General features: G+C 65.3%; 17 protein-coding genes and 1 pseudogene. 9 read left to right on the forward strand and 9 right to left on the reverse strand.

What is annotated here, in order from left to right; all coding sequences use genetic code 11:
• Nucleotides 1-12: 12 nt before the first annotated feature.
• The 3 genes and pseudogenes from KQ693_RS06625 to KQ693_RS06635 form a co-directional block, all read right to left on the reverse strand.
• Nucleotides 13-108 (reverse strand): annotated as a pseudogene (locus tag KQ693_RS06625) (nuclear transport factor 2 family protein); the annotation flags it as partial.
• Nucleotides 87-1,631 carry an acyl-CoA mutase large subunit family protein gene (locus KQ693_RS06630; protein ID WP_267262332.1) on the reverse strand — a complete coding sequence of 515 codons (1,545 nt, stop codon included), beginning with the start codon at nucleotides 1,629-1,631 and terminating at the stop codon, nucleotides 87-89. The pseudogene KQ693_RS06625 and the gene KQ693_RS06630, both read right to left, overlap by 22 nt.
• 9 nt (nucleotides 1,632-1,640) lie before the next feature.
• Entirely contained in the window at nucleotides 1,641-1,778 is a 138-nt protein-coding gene (locus tag KQ693_RS06635) for a hypothetical protein (RefSeq protein WP_219759445.1), read from the reverse strand.
• Between the two features lie 103 nt (nucleotides 1,779-1,881).
• Between KQ693_RS06635 and KQ693_RS06640 the strand changes: the two genes are divergently transcribed.
• Genes KQ693_RS06640 through KQ693_RS06680 form a run of 9 tightly spaced genes read left to right on the forward strand, consistent with a single transcriptional unit; the run spans nucleotide 1,882 to nucleotide 8,517 of the window.
• Nucleotides 1,882-2,190 (forward strand): winged helix-turn-helix transcriptional regulator, encoded by a 309-nt coding sequence (locus KQ693_RS06640; RefSeq protein WP_015716657.1) that lies wholly within the window; start codon nucleotides 1,882-1,884, stop codon nucleotides 2,188-2,190.
• The gene (gene minD / locus KQ693_RS06645) at nucleotides 2,187-2,990 is read left to right on the forward strand and encodes a septum site-determining protein MinD (RefSeq protein ID WP_015716658.1); all 804 of its coding nucleotides are present in this window, start codon (nucleotides 2,187-2,189) and stop codon (nucleotides 2,988-2,990) included. The genes KQ693_RS06640 and minD overlap by 4 nt, the downstream gene beginning before the upstream one ends.
• Nucleotides 2,990-3,208 (forward strand): cell division topological specificity factor MinE, encoded by a 219-nt coding sequence (gene minE / locus KQ693_RS06650; RefSeq protein WP_015716659.1) that lies wholly within the window; start codon nucleotides 2,990-2,992, stop codon nucleotides 3,206-3,208. Before minD ends, minE begins: the two co-directional genes overlap by 1 nt.
• A gap of 6 nt (nucleotides 3,209-3,214) precedes the next feature.
• Entirely contained in the window at nucleotides 3,215-4,294 is a 1,080-nt protein-coding gene (gene rodA, locus KQ693_RS06655) for a rod shape-determining protein RodA (protein WP_267262333.1), read from the forward strand.
• Between the two features lie 40 nt (nucleotides 4,295-4,334).
• A complete protein-coding gene (locus tag KQ693_RS06660; protein WP_267262334.1) occupies nucleotides 4,335-5,405 on the forward strand; it encodes an ABC transporter ATP-binding protein in 1,071 nt (356 codons plus the stop codon).
• Entirely contained in the window at nucleotides 5,398-6,258 is an 861-nt protein-coding gene (locus tag KQ693_RS06665) for an ABC transporter permease (RefSeq protein ID WP_267262335.1), read from the forward strand. The genes KQ693_RS06660 and KQ693_RS06665 overlap by 8 nt, the downstream gene beginning before the upstream one ends.
• The gene (locus tag KQ693_RS06670) at nucleotides 6,255-7,034 is read left to right on the forward strand and encodes an ABC transporter permease (protein ID WP_267262336.1); all 780 of its coding nucleotides are present in this window, start codon (nucleotides 6,255-6,257) and stop codon (nucleotides 7,032-7,034) included. The genes KQ693_RS06665 and KQ693_RS06670 overlap by 4 nt, the downstream gene beginning before the upstream one ends.
• Nucleotides 7,031-8,089, forward strand: a complete 1,059-nt coding sequence (locus KQ693_RS06675) for a polyamine ABC transporter substrate-binding protein (protein WP_267262337.1) — start codon at nucleotides 7,031-7,033, stop codon at nucleotides 8,087-8,089. The genes KQ693_RS06670 and KQ693_RS06675 overlap by 4 nt, the downstream gene beginning before the upstream one ends.
• Nucleotides 8,090-8,124: 35 nt before the next feature.
• A complete protein-coding gene (locus KQ693_RS06680; protein ID WP_267262339.1) occupies nucleotides 8,125-8,517 on the forward strand; it encodes a c-type cytochrome in 393 nt (130 codons plus the stop codon).
• Here KQ693_RS06680 and ilvD read toward each other — a convergent pair.
• The 6 genes from ilvD to leuD are packed head-to-tail and all read right to left on the reverse strand — an operon-like array spanning nucleotide 8,514 to nucleotide 13,620.
• Nucleotides 8,514-10,184 (reverse strand): dihydroxy-acid dehydratase, encoded by a 1,671-nt coding sequence (gene ilvD, locus KQ693_RS06685; RefSeq protein WP_267262340.1) that lies wholly within the window; start codon nucleotides 10,182-10,184, stop codon nucleotides 8,514-8,516. The genes KQ693_RS06680 and ilvD overlap by 4 nt on opposite strands.
• Nucleotides 10,181-10,915 (reverse strand): SDR family NAD(P)-dependent oxidoreductase, encoded by a 735-nt coding sequence (locus tag KQ693_RS06690; RefSeq protein WP_219759454.1) that lies wholly within the window; start codon nucleotides 10,913-10,915, stop codon nucleotides 10,181-10,183. The genes ilvD and KQ693_RS06690 overlap by 4 nt, the downstream gene beginning before the upstream one ends.
• A complete protein-coding gene (locus tag KQ693_RS06695) occupies nucleotides 10,912-11,445 on the reverse strand; it encodes a Uma2 family endonuclease (protein WP_267262341.1) in 534 nt (177 codons plus the stop codon). The genes KQ693_RS06690 and KQ693_RS06695 overlap by 4 nt, the downstream gene beginning before the upstream one ends.
• Nucleotides 11,442-11,975 (reverse strand): Uma2 family endonuclease, encoded by a 534-nt coding sequence (locus KQ693_RS06700; protein WP_219759456.1) that lies wholly within the window; start codon nucleotides 11,973-11,975, stop codon nucleotides 11,442-11,444. Before KQ693_RS06700 ends, KQ693_RS06695 begins: the two co-directional genes overlap by 4 nt.
• Nucleotides 11,976-11,980: 5 nt before the next feature.
• Complete coding sequence (gene leuB, locus KQ693_RS06705; RefSeq protein ID WP_267262342.1) at nucleotides 11,981-13,018, reverse strand: 3-isopropylmalate dehydrogenase; 1,038 nt, start codon at nucleotides 13,016-13,018, stop codon at nucleotides 11,981-11,983.
• Nucleotides 13,015-13,620, reverse strand: a complete 606-nt coding sequence (gene leuD, locus KQ693_RS06710; RefSeq protein WP_267262343.1) for a 3-isopropylmalate dehydratase small subunit — start codon at nucleotides 13,618-13,620, stop codon at nucleotides 13,015-13,017. The genes leuB and leuD overlap by 4 nt, the downstream gene beginning before the upstream one ends.

The following is a 13,620-nucleotide window of genomic DNA, read 5'->3' on the forward strand; positions in this document are numbered from 1 at the left end:
TGGGGACCTAGGCTACCCGGCTGGGCTTTTGTGCACGTGCACCACCTTCCAGCCCTCGGAAAAGCGCACCGCCACCCGGCTTTCGTTCACCTCCCGGGCTGGTACTCCCCCCACTCCTCCCTAAGCACCCCACAGACCTCCCCCAGGGTGGCGCGGCGGCGGAAGGCCTCCAGCACGTAGGGGAAAAGGTTCTCGCTTCCCCGGGCCGCCTGGCGGAGGTTTTCCAGGCCAAGCCGGACGCTTTCCCCGTCCCGCTGGGCCTTGAAGGCGGCCAGTTCCCGCTTGCGCTTCTCGTGCAACTCGGGGTCTATGCGCTGCACGGGGGTGGGCTCGTTCAGGGGGCTATGGGGATCGGCGAAGCGGTTCACCCCCACGATGACCCGCTTGCCCTCCTCCACTTCCTTCTGGAACTGCCAAGCGGACTCCTCTATGGCCCGGCTGAAGTACCCCGCCTCCACCGCGGCCACCGCTCCTCCTAGGGCGTCGATCTCCCGGATAAGCCTTTCCGCTTCCTTCTCCAGCTGGTCCGTGAGGTGCTCCACGTAGAAGCTTCCCCCCAGGGGGTCTATGGCCCGGGTGACCCCGCTTTCAAAGGCCAGGATCTGCTGGGTGCGCAAGGCGAGGAGGGCGCTTTTTTCCGTGGGGAGGCCCAGGGCCTCATCGTAGGCGTTGGTATGGAGGCTCTGGGTGCCGCCCAGCACCGCCGCCAGGGCCTGGTAGGCGGTGCGCACCACGTTGTTTAAGGGTTCCTGGGCGGTTAGGGTGGAGCCTCCCGTTTGCGTGTGGAAGCGGAGCATCCAGCTTCTCGGGTCCTTGGCCCCGAACTCCTCCCGCATGATGCGCGCCCAAAGCCTCCTGGCGGCCCGGAACTTGGCGGCTTCCTCAAAGATGTCCCCGTGGGCGGCGAAGAAGAAGGAGAGCCTGGGGGCGAACTCGTCCACCTTAAGGCCCCGTTCCAGGGCCGCCTTCACGTAGGCCTTGCCATCCGCCAGGGTGAAGGCGATCTCCTGGGCGGCGGTGGAGCCCGCCTCGCGGATATGGTAGCCGGAGATGGAGATGGTGTTGAAGCGGGGCACATGCCGGGCGCAGAACTCAAAGATATCGGTCACCAGGCGCATGGAAGGGGCCGGGGGGTAGATGTAGGTGCCGCGGGCGAAGTACTCCTTGAGGATGTCGTTCTGCACGGTGCCCGAAACCTGGTCCCAGGAAACCCCCTGCTCCTCCGCCACCAGAAGGTAGAGGGCCAGGAGCATCATGGCAGGGGCGTTGATGGTCATGCTGGTGGAAACCCGGTCCAGGGGGATGCCGTCGAAGAGCTTTTTCATGTCCTCGAGGGTGGCGATGGACACCCCCACCCGGCCCACCTCCCCCACGCTCATGGGATGGTCGGGATCCAGGCCCAGCTGGGTGGGGAGGTCGAAGGCCACGCTCAGGCCCGTCTGGCCCTGGGACAGGAGGTATCGGTAGCGGGCGTTGGACTCCTCTGCGGTGGAGAAGCCCGCATACTGCCGCATGGTCCAGAGCCTGTCCAGGTACATCCGGGGGTAGATGCCCCGAGTAAAGGGGTACTCCCCAGGGCGGCCAAGCCTTTCCCGGTAGCCTTCGGGTAGGGACTCGAAGAGACCTTCCATGCCTTAGTTTTACAGGAAAACGCGGACCAGGAGGAGGAAGAGGAAGAGCGCCCCGAGCACCAGGAAAAGGGGCGGCAACAGGAGGCTGTAGACCGCCAGCACGAGGGCCAGGAAGTCCTTCCAGTCGGGCTGGATGCCGTCCTTCATCCTTCCCTAGGATATTCTTTCCCGAGGTCCAGGGCTACCCTTGGCTTCGGCATCCATGGCTTTACCGGTACATAGCTATGCCGTTTTTTGCTAGCATTGGGCCATGGCCCTGTCCAAGAACACCCGCAAGGTGCTCAAGGTGCTGGCGCGGCGCGGGGCACCGGAGGTGCTCTTTGCCTTAAGCCGGGGAACCTCCCGCTTCTCCGACCTGGAGTCCTTCCTGGGCCTTTCCCCCCGCACCTTGGCGGAGCGGCTTCGGGAGCTTAACCTCTTGGGCTTCGTGCAGCGGCAGGCTTACCCCGAGGTTCCCCCCCGGGTAGAATACCTCTTGACCCCGCGGGGCAAGCGGGTTTTGGATTTCCTGAGCGAATTGGATGAGATATTGGATATGGTGCAGGAGGGGAAGCGGTGAAAGCGAAAGCCATCGTGGTGACATCGGGTAAGGGTGGGGTGGGGAAGACCACCACCACCGCCAACCTGGGGGCGGCCTTGGCCAAACTGGGGGAGAAGGTGGCGGTGGTGGACGTGGACGTGGGCCTCAGGAACCTGGATGTGGTCATGGGCCTCGAGGGGCGGGTGGTCTTCGACTTGATCGACGTGCTGGAGGGGCGGGCCAAGGTGCGCCAGGCCCTGATCCGGGATAAGCGCATAGAAAACCTCTTCCTCCTCCCCGCTTCCCAGACCAAGGACAAGGAAGCCCTGGACCCCGCAAAGTTCCGGGAGCTGGTCCACCAGCTTTTGACGGAGGAGGGCTTTGACCGGGTGCTCATAGACTCCCCCGCCGGCATCGAGAAGGGCTTCCAGACCGCCGCCACCCCGGCGGAAGGGGCCTTGGTGGTGGTGAACCCGGAGGTTTCCAGCGTGCGCGACGCCGACCGCATCATCGGCCTCCTCGAGGCCCGGGAGATCCGGGAGAACTTCCTCATCATCAACCGCTTGCGGCCCAAGATGGTGGCCCGGGGGGATATGCTCTCCGTGGAGGACGTGGTGGAGATCCTGGGGCTTAAGCCCATCGGCATCATCCCGGAGGACGAGCAGGTGCTCATCTCCACCAACCAGGGCGAGCCTCTGGTGCTGAAGGGTACAAGCCCCGCCGCCATCGCCTACATGGACACCGCCCGCCGCATTAAGGGTGAGGAGGTGCCCTTCCGCAACATGGAGGAGGCCCAGGGGCTTTTGTCGGTGATCCGCAGGCTCTTCGGAGGTCGCTGATGTGGTGGCGCAAACGGAGCAAGGAGAAGGCCAAGGAAAGGCTCAAGCTGGTCCTGGCCTACGACCGGGCCAAGCTTTCCCCGGGCCTGGTGGAGAGCTTGAAGCGGGACCTTCTGGAGGTGTTGCGCCGCTACTTCCCCGCCCAGGAGGAGGTCAATGTGGCCCTGGAGGAGCGGGGAGAAAAGATGGTGTTGATCGCCGATATCCCCTTGCGGTAGCCTCGCATGGTTCTAAGGCGTCCGAACCTTCTGGCCTACGACTGGGGTTTAATCCTCCTGACCCTGGCCATAACCGTTTTGGGTTTGTTTAACCTCCGAAGCGCCGCCCCTGACCCAGGCCTCCTGAACCGGCAACTTGTGGCCTTCCTCCTGGGCCTCCTCCTGGCCGTGGGGGTTCAGTTCTTTTCCCGCCGCACCGTCTTCGCCCTGGCCTACCCCCTTTACGCCCTTTCCCTTCTCCTCCTGGTGGCCGTCTTGGCCTTCGGCCGGGAGATCAACGGGGCCAAGGCCTGGTTTGTGCTGGGCCCCTTGCAGTTCCAGCCCCTGGAGCTGGCCAAGCTGGGCTTGATCCTGGCCTTGGCCCGGCTCCTCGAGGGTCGGGAGGTGCGCCGGGTGTGGGATTACTTTCTGCCCGGGCTCCTGACGGCTCCCGTGGTCCTCCTCCTCCTCCTCCAGCCGGATCTGGGGGGGAGCCTGGTGGTGCTCTTCGGCGTCTTTAGCGTTTTGTTCGTGCGGGGCCTGCCCTGGAAGCACCTCTTGGTGGGCCTTCTCGCCCTGGCCGTCCTGGCGCCCACCGTGGTCTGGCCCAACCTCAAGCCCTACCAGCGGGAGCGGGTCCTCATCGTTTTGGATCCCTACCGGGATCCCCTGGGCCAGGGCTTCCAGGTGATCCAGTCCACCATCGCCATCGGCTCGGGAGGGCTCTTCGGCAAGGGGTATGGCCAGGGTACCCAGACCCAGCTGGGCTTCGTCCCCTTCCGCCACACGGACTTCGTCTTCGCCGTCTTTGCCGAGGAGTGGGGGTTTGTGGGCTCCGTGGCCCTCCTTGGGCTCTATGCCCTCCTTCTGGTGCGCCTTCTTAGCATGGCCCTGGAGTGCCCGCGCCTTTCCGACCGCCTGTTCCTGGCCGGGGTAGGGGGGATGCTGGGCTTCCAGGTGCTGGTGAACCTGGGGGTGGCGTTGGGGGTGATGCCGGTGACTGGGTTGACCCTTCCCCTTTTTTCCTACGGGGGTTCCAGCCTCATGGCCACCCTGCTCTCCTTGGGTCTGGTCCTCTTGGTGCACCGGGACCGGGCGGCTCCCTAAAGGCTTGAGCCCGGGGGCCACACCCCCTAAACTGGGCCCCGTGACCGGGGAAGTGCTGGTTCGCCTCTTGGGGGTGCGGAAGGGTTTTGGCGGGGTGGTGGCCCTGGATGGCGTGGACCTCGAGGTCAAGCGGGGAGAGTTCTTTAGCCTTTTGGGGCCTTCAGGGTGCGGGAAGACCACCCTCCTCAGGCTTCTCGCCGGGTTTGACACCCCGGATGCGGGGCGGATCGAGATCGCCGGGAAGGACATGACCGGGGTTCCCCCCTATGCCCGCCCCGTGAACACCGTCTTTCAGAACTACGCCCTCTTTCCCCACATGACCGTGGAGGGAAACGTGGCCTTTGGCCTCCGCATGAAGGGGCTTCCCGCAGGAGAGGTTCGCAAAAAGGTGGCCTGGGCCCTGGAGCTGGTGGATCTTCTAGGCCTGGAGAAACGCTACCCCCGGGAGCTTTCCGGCGGGCAGAAGCAGCGGGTGGCCTTGGCCCGGGCCCTGGTGCTGGAGCCAGAGGTGCTCCTATTGGACGAGCCCCTTTCCGCCTTGGACCTGAAGCTCCGCCAGGAGCTTAGGGTGGAGCTCATGCAGCTTCAGCGGAGGCTTGGCACCACCTTCATCTTCGTTACCCACGACCAGGAGGAGGCCCTGGTCATGTCCGACCGGATTGCGGTGATGCGCTCGGGGAGGATTGAGCAGGTGGGCCTTCCCGACGAGGTCTACGAGCGGCCCAAAAACCGCTTCGTGGCGGATTTCCTCGGCCGTTCCAACTTCCTCCCCGCAAGGCCCCACCCAGGAGGGGCGGAAACCCCCCTTGGGGTTTTGCGCCTGAAGGAGCCCCTTTCGCGGGAAGCCCACCTGGTGATCCGGCCGGAGAAGATCCGCCTTTACCCGGTGGGCAACGGGGCTCCCGCCCGGGAAAACCTGGTGCGGGCCAAGGTGGAGGAGATCGTCTACACAGGAGCGGAGAACCAGTACTATCTGCGGGCGGGGGAGGTGCGGCTGTTGGCCTATACCCTGAACCAGGACCTGCAGGAGCCTGGGGCCGAGGAGTTCGCCTACGGGGAGGAGGTTTTCTGCTACCTTCCCCCGGAGAACCTGGTGGTGGTCCATGAATGAGGCGGCTACTCCCTGGCAGCGCGCCTTCCGGGTCCTGGTTACCGTGGGCCCTGGGGGCCTTTGGCTTTTGGTCTTCGTCCTTCTTCCGACCCTTCTGGTCCTCCTGGCCTCCTTCCTCACCCGGGGGCCTTATGGGGAACTCGCCGGGCCCTGGGGCTTCCACAACTACGCCAAGCTCCTCCACCCCGTTTACCTCGAGGCCTTTGCCCAAAGCCTTCTCGTGGGGGTCCTGGCCACCTTGATCTCTGCCTTGCTGGGCTATCCCCTGGCCTTTTACATCGCCCGCCATCCCCAGCGGGACCTCCTCCTTTTCCTTCTCCTCCTTCCCTTTCTCACCAACTTCCTGATCCGGGTCTACGCCTGGCTGGTGCTGTTGCAACGGGAAGGCCTGGTAAACGCCCTTCTTGGGGCCTTCGGCCTGGGGCCCCTGGTCCTATATCCCTCCTTCTTCGCCGTGCTCTTGGCCACGGTGTACACCTTCCTGCCCTTTTTCGTCCTGCCGGTGTACGCCAGCGTGGAGCGCCTGGACTGGCAGCTCTTGGAGGCGGCCTACGACCTGGGGGCCAGGCCCGTTAAGGCTTTCTTGCATGCGGTCTTGCCCCAGACCTACCCTGGGCTTTTTGCGGGAAGCGTCTTGGTCTTCATCCCCGCCATGGGCACCTTCGTGGTGGCGGACCTCCTGGGGGCGGGGCGGGTGGTTTTGATCGGGAACCTCATCCAGCAGCAGTTCGGCATCACCCGGGACTGGGCCTTTGGGGCTGCTCTCAGCGTGTTCCTGATGGGGTTTGTGCTCCTCTCCCTCTACCTTTACGCCCGTTTGCAGGGGGAAAGGGGCCTAAAGGACCTGGTATGAGAAGGCTTCTTGCCCTTTACGCCCTTTTGGTCTACCTCTTCCTCTACCTGCCCATCCTGGTGATCGTGGCTCTCTCCTTCAACGAAAGCCGCCGGGGGGTGCGTTTCACCGGCTTCACCCTGGACTGGTACCGGGCCCTTTTCCAAGACCCCAGGGTGCTGGAGTATTTCCTGAACACCCTCCTGGTGGCCTTCGTCTCCACCCTGGTGGCCACGGTATTGGGGACGCTTTTGGCCGTGGGCCTTGTCCGCTACCGCTTTCCCGGCAAAAGCTTGCTGCGCTACCTCCTCTACATCCCCGTGGTGGTGCCCGATGTGGTCATGGGGGTGTCCCTTCTCCTCCTCTTCGCCCTGGCCCGGGAGGTTTTGGGGTTTCCCCGCCTTTCCCTCCTCACGGTGATCCTGGGACACATCACCTTCCAGGTGGCCTTCGTGACCCTGGTGGTGCGCTCCCGCCTTCTTCTCCTGGACCCGGCCCTGGAGGAGGCTGCCCGCGACCTGGGGGCCCGGGGCTGGCAGACCTTCTGGCACGTGACCCTGCCCCTGGCCTGGCCGGGGGTGGCGGCGGGGGCACTTCTCGCCCTCACCCTCTCCCTGGACGACTTCGTGGTCACCTTCTTCACCGCCGGCCCCGGGGCCACCACCCTGCCCCTTTACATCTATTCCAGTGTGAAGCTGGGGGTAAGCCCCAAGGTGCATGCCCTTTCCACCCTGATCATCGGCCTTAGCGCCTTCTTCCTGGCCTTGGGGTATGCTTTAACCCGGAGGAGGGTATGAAGCGTTGGGTAATTCTGGTTTTGGTTCTGGCCCTGGTGGTCGTGGGGTTCCTCCTTTTGCGGCCGAAGCCGGCTTCCCAGGTTGGGGGGACCCTGTACTTTCTGAACTGGGCGGAGTACATCCCGGAGGACCTCCTCAAGAAATTTGAAGCGGAAACCGGGGCTAAGGTGGTCCTGGACACCTTTGAGTCCCCCGAGGCCATGCTGGCCAAGTTGAAGGCGGGGGCGGACCGGGAGTTCTCCCTGGTGGTGGCCCCCGACTACTACGTGCTCCAGATGGCCCGGGAGGGGCTCATCGTTCCCCTGGAGAAGGGAAAACTTAAGAACCTGGCCAACCTGGATCCCTTTTTCCTGGACCCCCCCTATGACCCTGGCCTCCAGTACTCCGTCCCCTACCTCTGGGGCACCACGGGCCTGGCCTACCGGGAGGATTTGGTGAAGGGTCCGGTGGATTCCTTCGCCGTCTTCTTTGACCCTGCCAGGCAGGTGGGGCCCTTCCTCCTTCTGGACGAGATGCGGGAGACCATCGGGGCGGCCCTGAAGTACCTGGGCTACTCGGTGAACACCACGGATCCCAAGGCCCTGGAGAAGGCCAAGGAACTTCTCCTCGAGGCCAAGGGCCGCTCCGTGGGCTTCGCCGGGGGTGTGGAGGCCTTGAACCGCATCCTGGCGGGGGATGCCGCCCTCACCCTGGCCTACTCCGGGGATGTGCTTCAGGCCAGGCAGGAGGATGAGAGGCTTCACTATGTCATTCCCAAGGAAGGCGGCACCCTTTGGACCGACGCCATGGTGGTCCTGAAGCGGGGGCCCAGCCAGGATCTGGCCTATCGCTTCATCAATTTTTTGCTGGAACCGGAAAACGCCGCCGCCTTGGCGGAGTACACCCGCTACGCCACCCCCGTGGCCAGGGCCCTTCCCCTGCTTCCCGAGGAGATGCGCCAGGATCCCACGGTCTTTCCCCCGGAGGAGGTGCGGGCCAAGCTTGAGTACCTCAAGGACCTGGGGCCGGATATCGCCCTGTACGACCAGGTCTGGACCGAGGTAAAGGCCCGCTAAAGGCTATACGGGGTAGAGCCCCCTATACTGGTTTCATGAAGCGGCTTTTGCCCCTCCTCTTCCTTCTGGGCTTGGGAGCGGCCCTGGCCCAGGGGACGGAGGGGCTTTGGACCAAAACCTGCGCCGTCTGCCACGGGGAGAAGGCCCAGGGGGTGCGGCCCTACCCCAGCCTCCAGGGGGTAGGCCCCTTCTTCGCCACCCCGGAAGGCCGGCGGTACCTGGTCCTGGTGGTCCTCTACGGCAAGAAGGGGGAGGCCGGGCTCATGCCCGGCTTTGCCCAGCTCAAGGACGAGGAGCTTGCCGCTCTATTGAACCACCTGAAGGCCCTTCTCCAGGCCAAGGGCGATCCCTTCACCCCGGAGGAGATACGCAAGGGGCGAGGCTTGAACCTCACCCCCGATGCGGTCAAGCGGCCGGGGAAACCTTAGGCCTCGGGGTCCTTCAGCACCGCTCCCTGGTCCGCCTGCTCCACCAAGGCGGCGTAGCGGGCGAAGAGGCCGTGGCGGAAGGCGGGGGGCCTGGGTTGCCAGCGCTCCTGCCGCCTCCTCAGCTCCTCTTCGGGTAGGAGGACCTCCAAAAGGCGCTTTTCCACATCGATCCGCACCCGGTCCCCGTCCTCCAGAAGGGCGATGGGCCCTCCCACGAAGGCCTCGGGGGCGATGTGGCCGATCATGAGGCCGCGGGTGCCCCCGGAGAAGCGGCCGTCGGTGAGGAGGGCCACCTCGGGACCCAGGCCTTCCCCCACGATGGCGCTGGTGACGGAAAGCATCTCGGGCATCCCGGGAGCGCCCCTGGGGCCCACGTAGCGGATCACCACCACGTCCCCGGGGCGGATCTCCTTGGCCAGTACCTTTTCCATGGCGGCTTCCTCGGAGTCGAAGACCCGGGCCGGGCCCTCGAAGTAGGTGCGCTCGGTGCCGGCCAGCTTCAGGACCGCTCCCCTCGGGGCCAGGTTGCCTCTAAGGACCACCAGGCCCCCTTGGGACTTCAGGGCCTGTTCCACGGGGAAGACCACCTTCTGTCCCTCCGCTTCCCGGTAGGCCCGTTCCACCTCCTCGGCCAAGGTGTGGCCGGTGAGGGTTTTCTCGTCCCCGTAAAGAAGCCCTGCCTCCAGGAGCTTTTTGAAGACCAAGGCGGTGCCCCCGGCCTCGTAAAGCTCCCAGGCGGTGTAGGTACCCCAGGGGAGGAGGTCGGCGATCACCGGGGTTTTCCGGGAAACCTGGTCAAAGTCGTCCAGGCTCAGCTCCACCCCCACCTCCCGGGCGATGGCCAGGAGGTGCAGCACGGCGTTGGTGCTTCCCCCGGTGGCGGCCACGGCGGCGATGGCGTTGAGGAAGCTTCTGCGGGTGAGGAAATCCTGGGGTTTCCAGTTTCGCTCTATGGCCCGGGCCAGGATACGGCCCGCCTCCCGGGTGGCCTTGGGCTTTTCCGGGTGCACGGCGGGGATGGCGTTGTAGCCGATGGGGGAGAGGCCGAGGGCCTCGAGGGCCATGGCCATGGTGTTGGCCGTGTACTGGCCGCCGCAGGCCCCGGGGCCGGGGATGGCGTGCCGTTCGATGGCGGCAAGCTCCTCGTCGGTGATCCTCCCGGCGGCCCTCTGTCCCACGGCCTCGAACACGGAAACGATGGTGAGTTTCCTCCCCTGCCACTCCCCGGGGGCGATGGTACCCCCGTAGAGGACCATGCCCGGAACCCCGCTCCGGATCACCCCCATGGCTCCACCGGGGATGGTCTTGTCGCAGGCGGAGAGGACCACCATCCCGTCGTAGAGGTAGCCCTGGGCCACCAGTTCCACGCTGTCGGCGATCACCTCCCGGCTTATGAGGCTCGCCCGCATCCCGGGGGTGCCCATGCTGATGCCATCGGAGATGGCAGGGGCCCCGAACTCAAAGGGGAAGACCCCGGCCTCCCTAAGCCCGGCCTTCACGTCCAGGGCCAGCTGGCGGAGGTGGTAGTTGCAGGGCATGCCGTCGGTGAAGGTATTCACCACCCCCACGAAGGGCCTGGCGAAGTCCTCGTCCCCCACGCCCACCGCCCGGAGCATGGAGCGGGCGGGGGCCTGCTGCAGTCCCTTTTTGATGCGGTCGGATCTCATGCGTCCCTCCAGGATGCGATCTTTCCATGAAACTGGCGCGCCCTCGGCAGGAGGCGCACCAGGGCTTTGGCTGCCTCCTTGGGGCTTAGGAGGCGGCCTTCCTCCTTGTACCCGCGGAAAACCTGATGCAGCACGGGGGCGGCGCTCCCCTGGGCCTCGCGGGCCTGGCGTTGCATCTCGGTTTCCACCACCCCGGGCCGGTAGATGAAGCAGGGGACCTCGGGCACCTCCGCGGCCAGCTGCCTGGCCAGGTGCTCCTCCGCGGCCTTGGCCACCGCATAGGCCCCGATGCCGGGAAGGTTGGACTCAGCCGCCCCGGAGCCCACGTAGACCGCCACCCCTTCCCCCTTTTGCCGGAGGAGGGGATAGGCGAAGCGGGCGAGTTGATACCCGGCGATGAGGTTGGCCTCGAGGACCTCCAGGAAGAGACCCTCGGCGATCTCGTAGAGGAAGGGCCCCGGGTGAAGGACCCCGGCGTTATGGATGTAGCCGTAAAACCCTCCTAGGCCCTCGGCCTTTTTCACCAGCTCCTCGGCCACTGGGGCTTGTCCAGCGCTTCCCGCCACCGCTTCCACCCTGGCCCCTAGGGCGCGAACCTCCTCGGCCACCTCCTTTAAGGGCCCTTCCGAGCGGGCGTTTAACACCAGGTCGTAACCCGCCTGGGCCAGCTCGAGGGCCAAGGCCCGGCCGATCCCGCGGCTCGCCCCGGTGAGGATCAGAGTTTTCCTCATAGGAGTTCCTCCACGGGGATCTCCACTCCCATAAAGGCCAGGGTGTCCCTGGGTCCCAGGGTCCTGACCTCCTTATAGCCTCCCTTCCCGGGCTCCCTGTGCACCAGAACCCGCCTGCCTTCCAGGTCCACCACCCAGACCTCGGGCACGCCCTCTTGGGCGTAAAGGGGGACCTTGACGCTCAGGTCGTGGCGGAGGGAGGTGTCCGCCACCTCCACCACAAGGAGGGCCTCCTGGCCCTGGGGGTGCCGGTCCGGCCCGTCGCTATGGGGACGGAGAAGGACCACATCTGGGTAGAGCTCGGATTCGCCCACCACCAGGGGATTTTGCACGGAAAGAAGGGCCTTGTTCTCCAGGGCTAGGGGGGCTAGAAGGGTGGTCAGCTTACGCACCACGAAAGCATGCTTGGGGCCGATGGGGCTCATTTCCAGAAGTTCTCCTTCCACCAGTTCCAGCCTTAGGTCCTCGGGAAAAACCCCGGCCTCCACCATGCGGTGGAATTCTTCCAGGGAGATCCGGTGGCGGGTCATGGCAGGACCTCCTTCACCGGGATTTTGAGCCCCAAGACTTCCAGCTCGCCTTCCTCGAGGGTTTCCCGCTGGCCGTAGCCCTCCCCGCTGGGCTTGCGGAAGACGTGCACCCGGTCCCGCACCAGGTCCACCACCCAGACCTCGGGGATCCCCGCCTTGGCGTAGAGGGGGAGTTTCACGGTGAGGTCGTAGTCCAAGGAGGTGTCCGCCACCTCCACCAGCAAGAGAACATCCTCCCCTTCGGGCAGGCGATCCCGATAACGGGTCCTGGGGGGTTTGAGGAGAGCCAGGTCAGGGTAGACCTCCGTGACTGGGCCCAGGACCAGAGGGTTTTGGATGGAGAGGACTGCTTGCCCCCTGAGGGGGGAAAGAAGGTCTACCAGGGTGTTCAGCACATAGGCGTACTTCTTACCGATCGGGCTCATGCTGACGATCTCCCCCTCCACGAGCTCCACCCGGGCGTCCTCGGGGAGGATGCCCGCCTCGGCCATGCGGTGGAACTCCTCGGCGGTGAAGCGGTAGCGGAGCATTTTCCCTATTTTAGATGGCGGAGCACCTCCTGGGTGAAGGTTTCCGTCCCCGCCTGGCCTCCCAGGTCCGGCGGGGGCGCCTCGAGGAGGGCCTTGGCCACGGCATCCTCCACCTTTCTTGCCAATTCCACCAGGCCGAAGGCATGCTCCAGCATCATGGCGGCGGAGAGGATGGCGGCGGTGGGGTTGGCGATGCCCTTGCTGGCGATGTCGGGGGCGGAGCCGTGCACGGGTTCGAAGACCGGGGTACCCCGGCCCAGGGAGGCGGAGGGAAGGAGCCCCAAGGAGCCGGGAAGCACCGAGGCCAGGTCGGAAAGGATGTCCCCGAAGATGTTTCCCGTCACCACCACGTCGAAGCGGGCGGGGTTTTTCACCAGGTGCATGGCCATGGCGTCCACGTACTGGTGCTCCAGGGAAACGTCGGGGAAGTTCTGGTGCACCTCCTCCACCGTCTTGCGCCAGAACTCCCCCACCTCCAGCACGTTGGCCTTGTCCACACTGGTGACGTGCTTCCTGCGTTTCCTGGCCGCCTCGAAGGCCACCTGGGCCACCCGCTCCACCTCGGGCTTGCTGTAGCGCTCCGTGTTCCAGGCCTCCGCCTCGGACATCCCCCGGGGTTCCCCGAAGTAGATTCCCCCGGTGAGTTCCCGCACGATGAGGACATCCACCCCCCGGGCGATCTCCTCCTTGAGGGGGGAAAGCCGTTCCAGCCCGGGGAAGACCTTGGCGGGGCGCAGGTTGGCGAAGAGGTCCTGGCTTTTCCTTAAGGCGAGAAGCCCGGTTTCCGGGCGGATCTTGCGGGGAAGGTTATCCCACTTGGGCCCCCCCACGCTTCCCAGGAGCACCGCCTGGGCCCTTTCCACCCCCTGGCGGGTTACCTCGGGGAAGGGTTCCCCGAACTGGTCTATGGCCGCCCCGCCAAAGGGGTAGGTTTCGTAGCTCAGCCCAAGCCCGTGGGCCTCGTCCAGGGCCTTGAGAACCTTCAAGGCAGCCTCGGTCACCTCGGGGCCGATCCCATCCCCCGGAAGGACCGCAATCCTCATTCCGACCTCCTGGGGTAGGGAAGGCGGCGGTCGAACTCGTCCAGAAGCTCTCCCGCCTGCAATAGCTCCCCGATGGGATCCCAAAGCCCTTCCACCAGGGCCTCCCGGGCCTCCTCGGGGATGAAGAGGGGGGCGGTGCGGCCAGCGAAGCGCACCTCCTTGTTCACCAGGTCCACCTCCACCTCGAGGTCCGGGTTCTCCTCCACCGCCTGGAAGAGCACCGCCAGGTCCTCAGGGGCCAGGGTCACGCAGGGAAGGCCAATGGCGGTGGCGTTCCCGAAGAAGATCTCGGCGAAGCTCTCCCCGATGATGGCCCTAAACCCCGCTCGCTTGATGGCCTGGGGGGCGTGTTCCCGGCTGCTACCGGAGCCAAAGCCCGCCTCCACCAGGAGGATGCTGGCCCCTTGGTACATGGGGTCGTTCAAGGGATGGGGCTTGGGCTCGCCCTTCTCGTCAAACCGCTCGTCGTAGAAGAGGTATTTCCCCAGGCCCTCAAAGGTGAGCACCTTCATGAAGCGGGCGGGGATGATGCGGTCCGTGTCGATGTCCTCGCCCCTTAAGGGCACCGCCCTACCGCGGATGGTGGTGAACTTTTCCAGCAT

Origin of the sequence: Thermus brevis (assembly GCF_026427635.1) — a bacterium.
In the GTDB taxonomy this organism is placed as follows: Bacteria; Deinococcota; Deinococci; order Deinococcales; family Thermaceae; genus Thermus; species Thermus antranikianii.

Coding starts and splice junctions, on each gene's coding strand:
- KQ693_RS06630 (WP_267262332.1), bottom strand. CDS start 1,631: ATGGAAGGTCTCTTCGAGTCCCTACCCGAAGGCTACCGGGAAAGGCTT.
- KQ693_RS06635 (WP_219759445.1), bottom strand. CDS start 1,778: ATGAAGGACGGCATCCAGCCCGACTGGAAGGACTTCCTGGCCCTCGTG.
- KQ693_RS06640 (WP_015716657.1), top strand. CDS start 1,882: ATGGCCCTGTCCAAGAACACCCGCAAGGTGCTCAAGGTGCTGGCGCGG.
- minE (WP_015716659.1), top strand. CDS start 2,990: ATGTGGTGGCGCAAACGGAGCAAGGAGAAGGCCAAGGAAAGGCTCAAG.
- rodA (WP_267262333.1), top strand. CDS start 3,215: ATGGTTCTAAGGCGTCCGAACCTTCTGGCCTACGACTGGGGTTTAATC.
- KQ693_RS06665 (WP_267262335.1), top strand. CDS start 5,398: ATGAATGAGGCGGCTACTCCCTGGCAGCGCGCCTTCCGGGTCCTGGTT.
- KQ693_RS06670 (WP_267262336.1), top strand. CDS start 6,255: ATGAGAAGGCTTCTTGCCCTTTACGCCCTTTTGGTCTACCTCTTCCTC.
- KQ693_RS06675 (WP_267262337.1), top strand. CDS start 7,031: ATGAAGCGTTGGGTAATTCTGGTTTTGGTTCTGGCCCTGGTGGTCGTG.
- KQ693_RS06680 (WP_267262339.1), top strand. CDS start 8,125: ATGAAGCGGCTTTTGCCCCTCCTCTTCCTTCTGGGCTTGGGAGCGGCC.
- ilvD (WP_267262340.1), bottom strand. CDS start 10,184: ATGAGATCCGACCGCATCAAAAAGGGACTGCAGCAGGCCCCCGCCCGC.
- KQ693_RS06690 (WP_219759454.1), bottom strand. CDS start 10,915: ATGAGGAAAACTCTGATCCTCACCGGGGCGAGCCGCGGGATCGGCCGG.
- KQ693_RS06695 (WP_267262341.1), bottom strand. CDS start 11,445: ATGACCCGCCACCGGATCTCCCTGGAAGAATTCCACCGCATGGTGGAG.
- KQ693_RS06700 (WP_219759456.1), bottom strand. CDS start 11,975: ATGCTCCGCTACCGCTTCACCGCCGAGGAGTTCCACCGCATGGCCGAG.
- leuB (WP_267262342.1), bottom strand. CDS start 13,018: ATGAGGATTGCGGTCCTTCCGGGGGATGGGATCGGCCCCGAGGTGACC.
- leuD (WP_267262343.1), bottom strand. CDS start 13,620: ATGCTGGAAAAGTTCACCACCATCCGCGGTAGGGCGGTGCCCTTAAGG.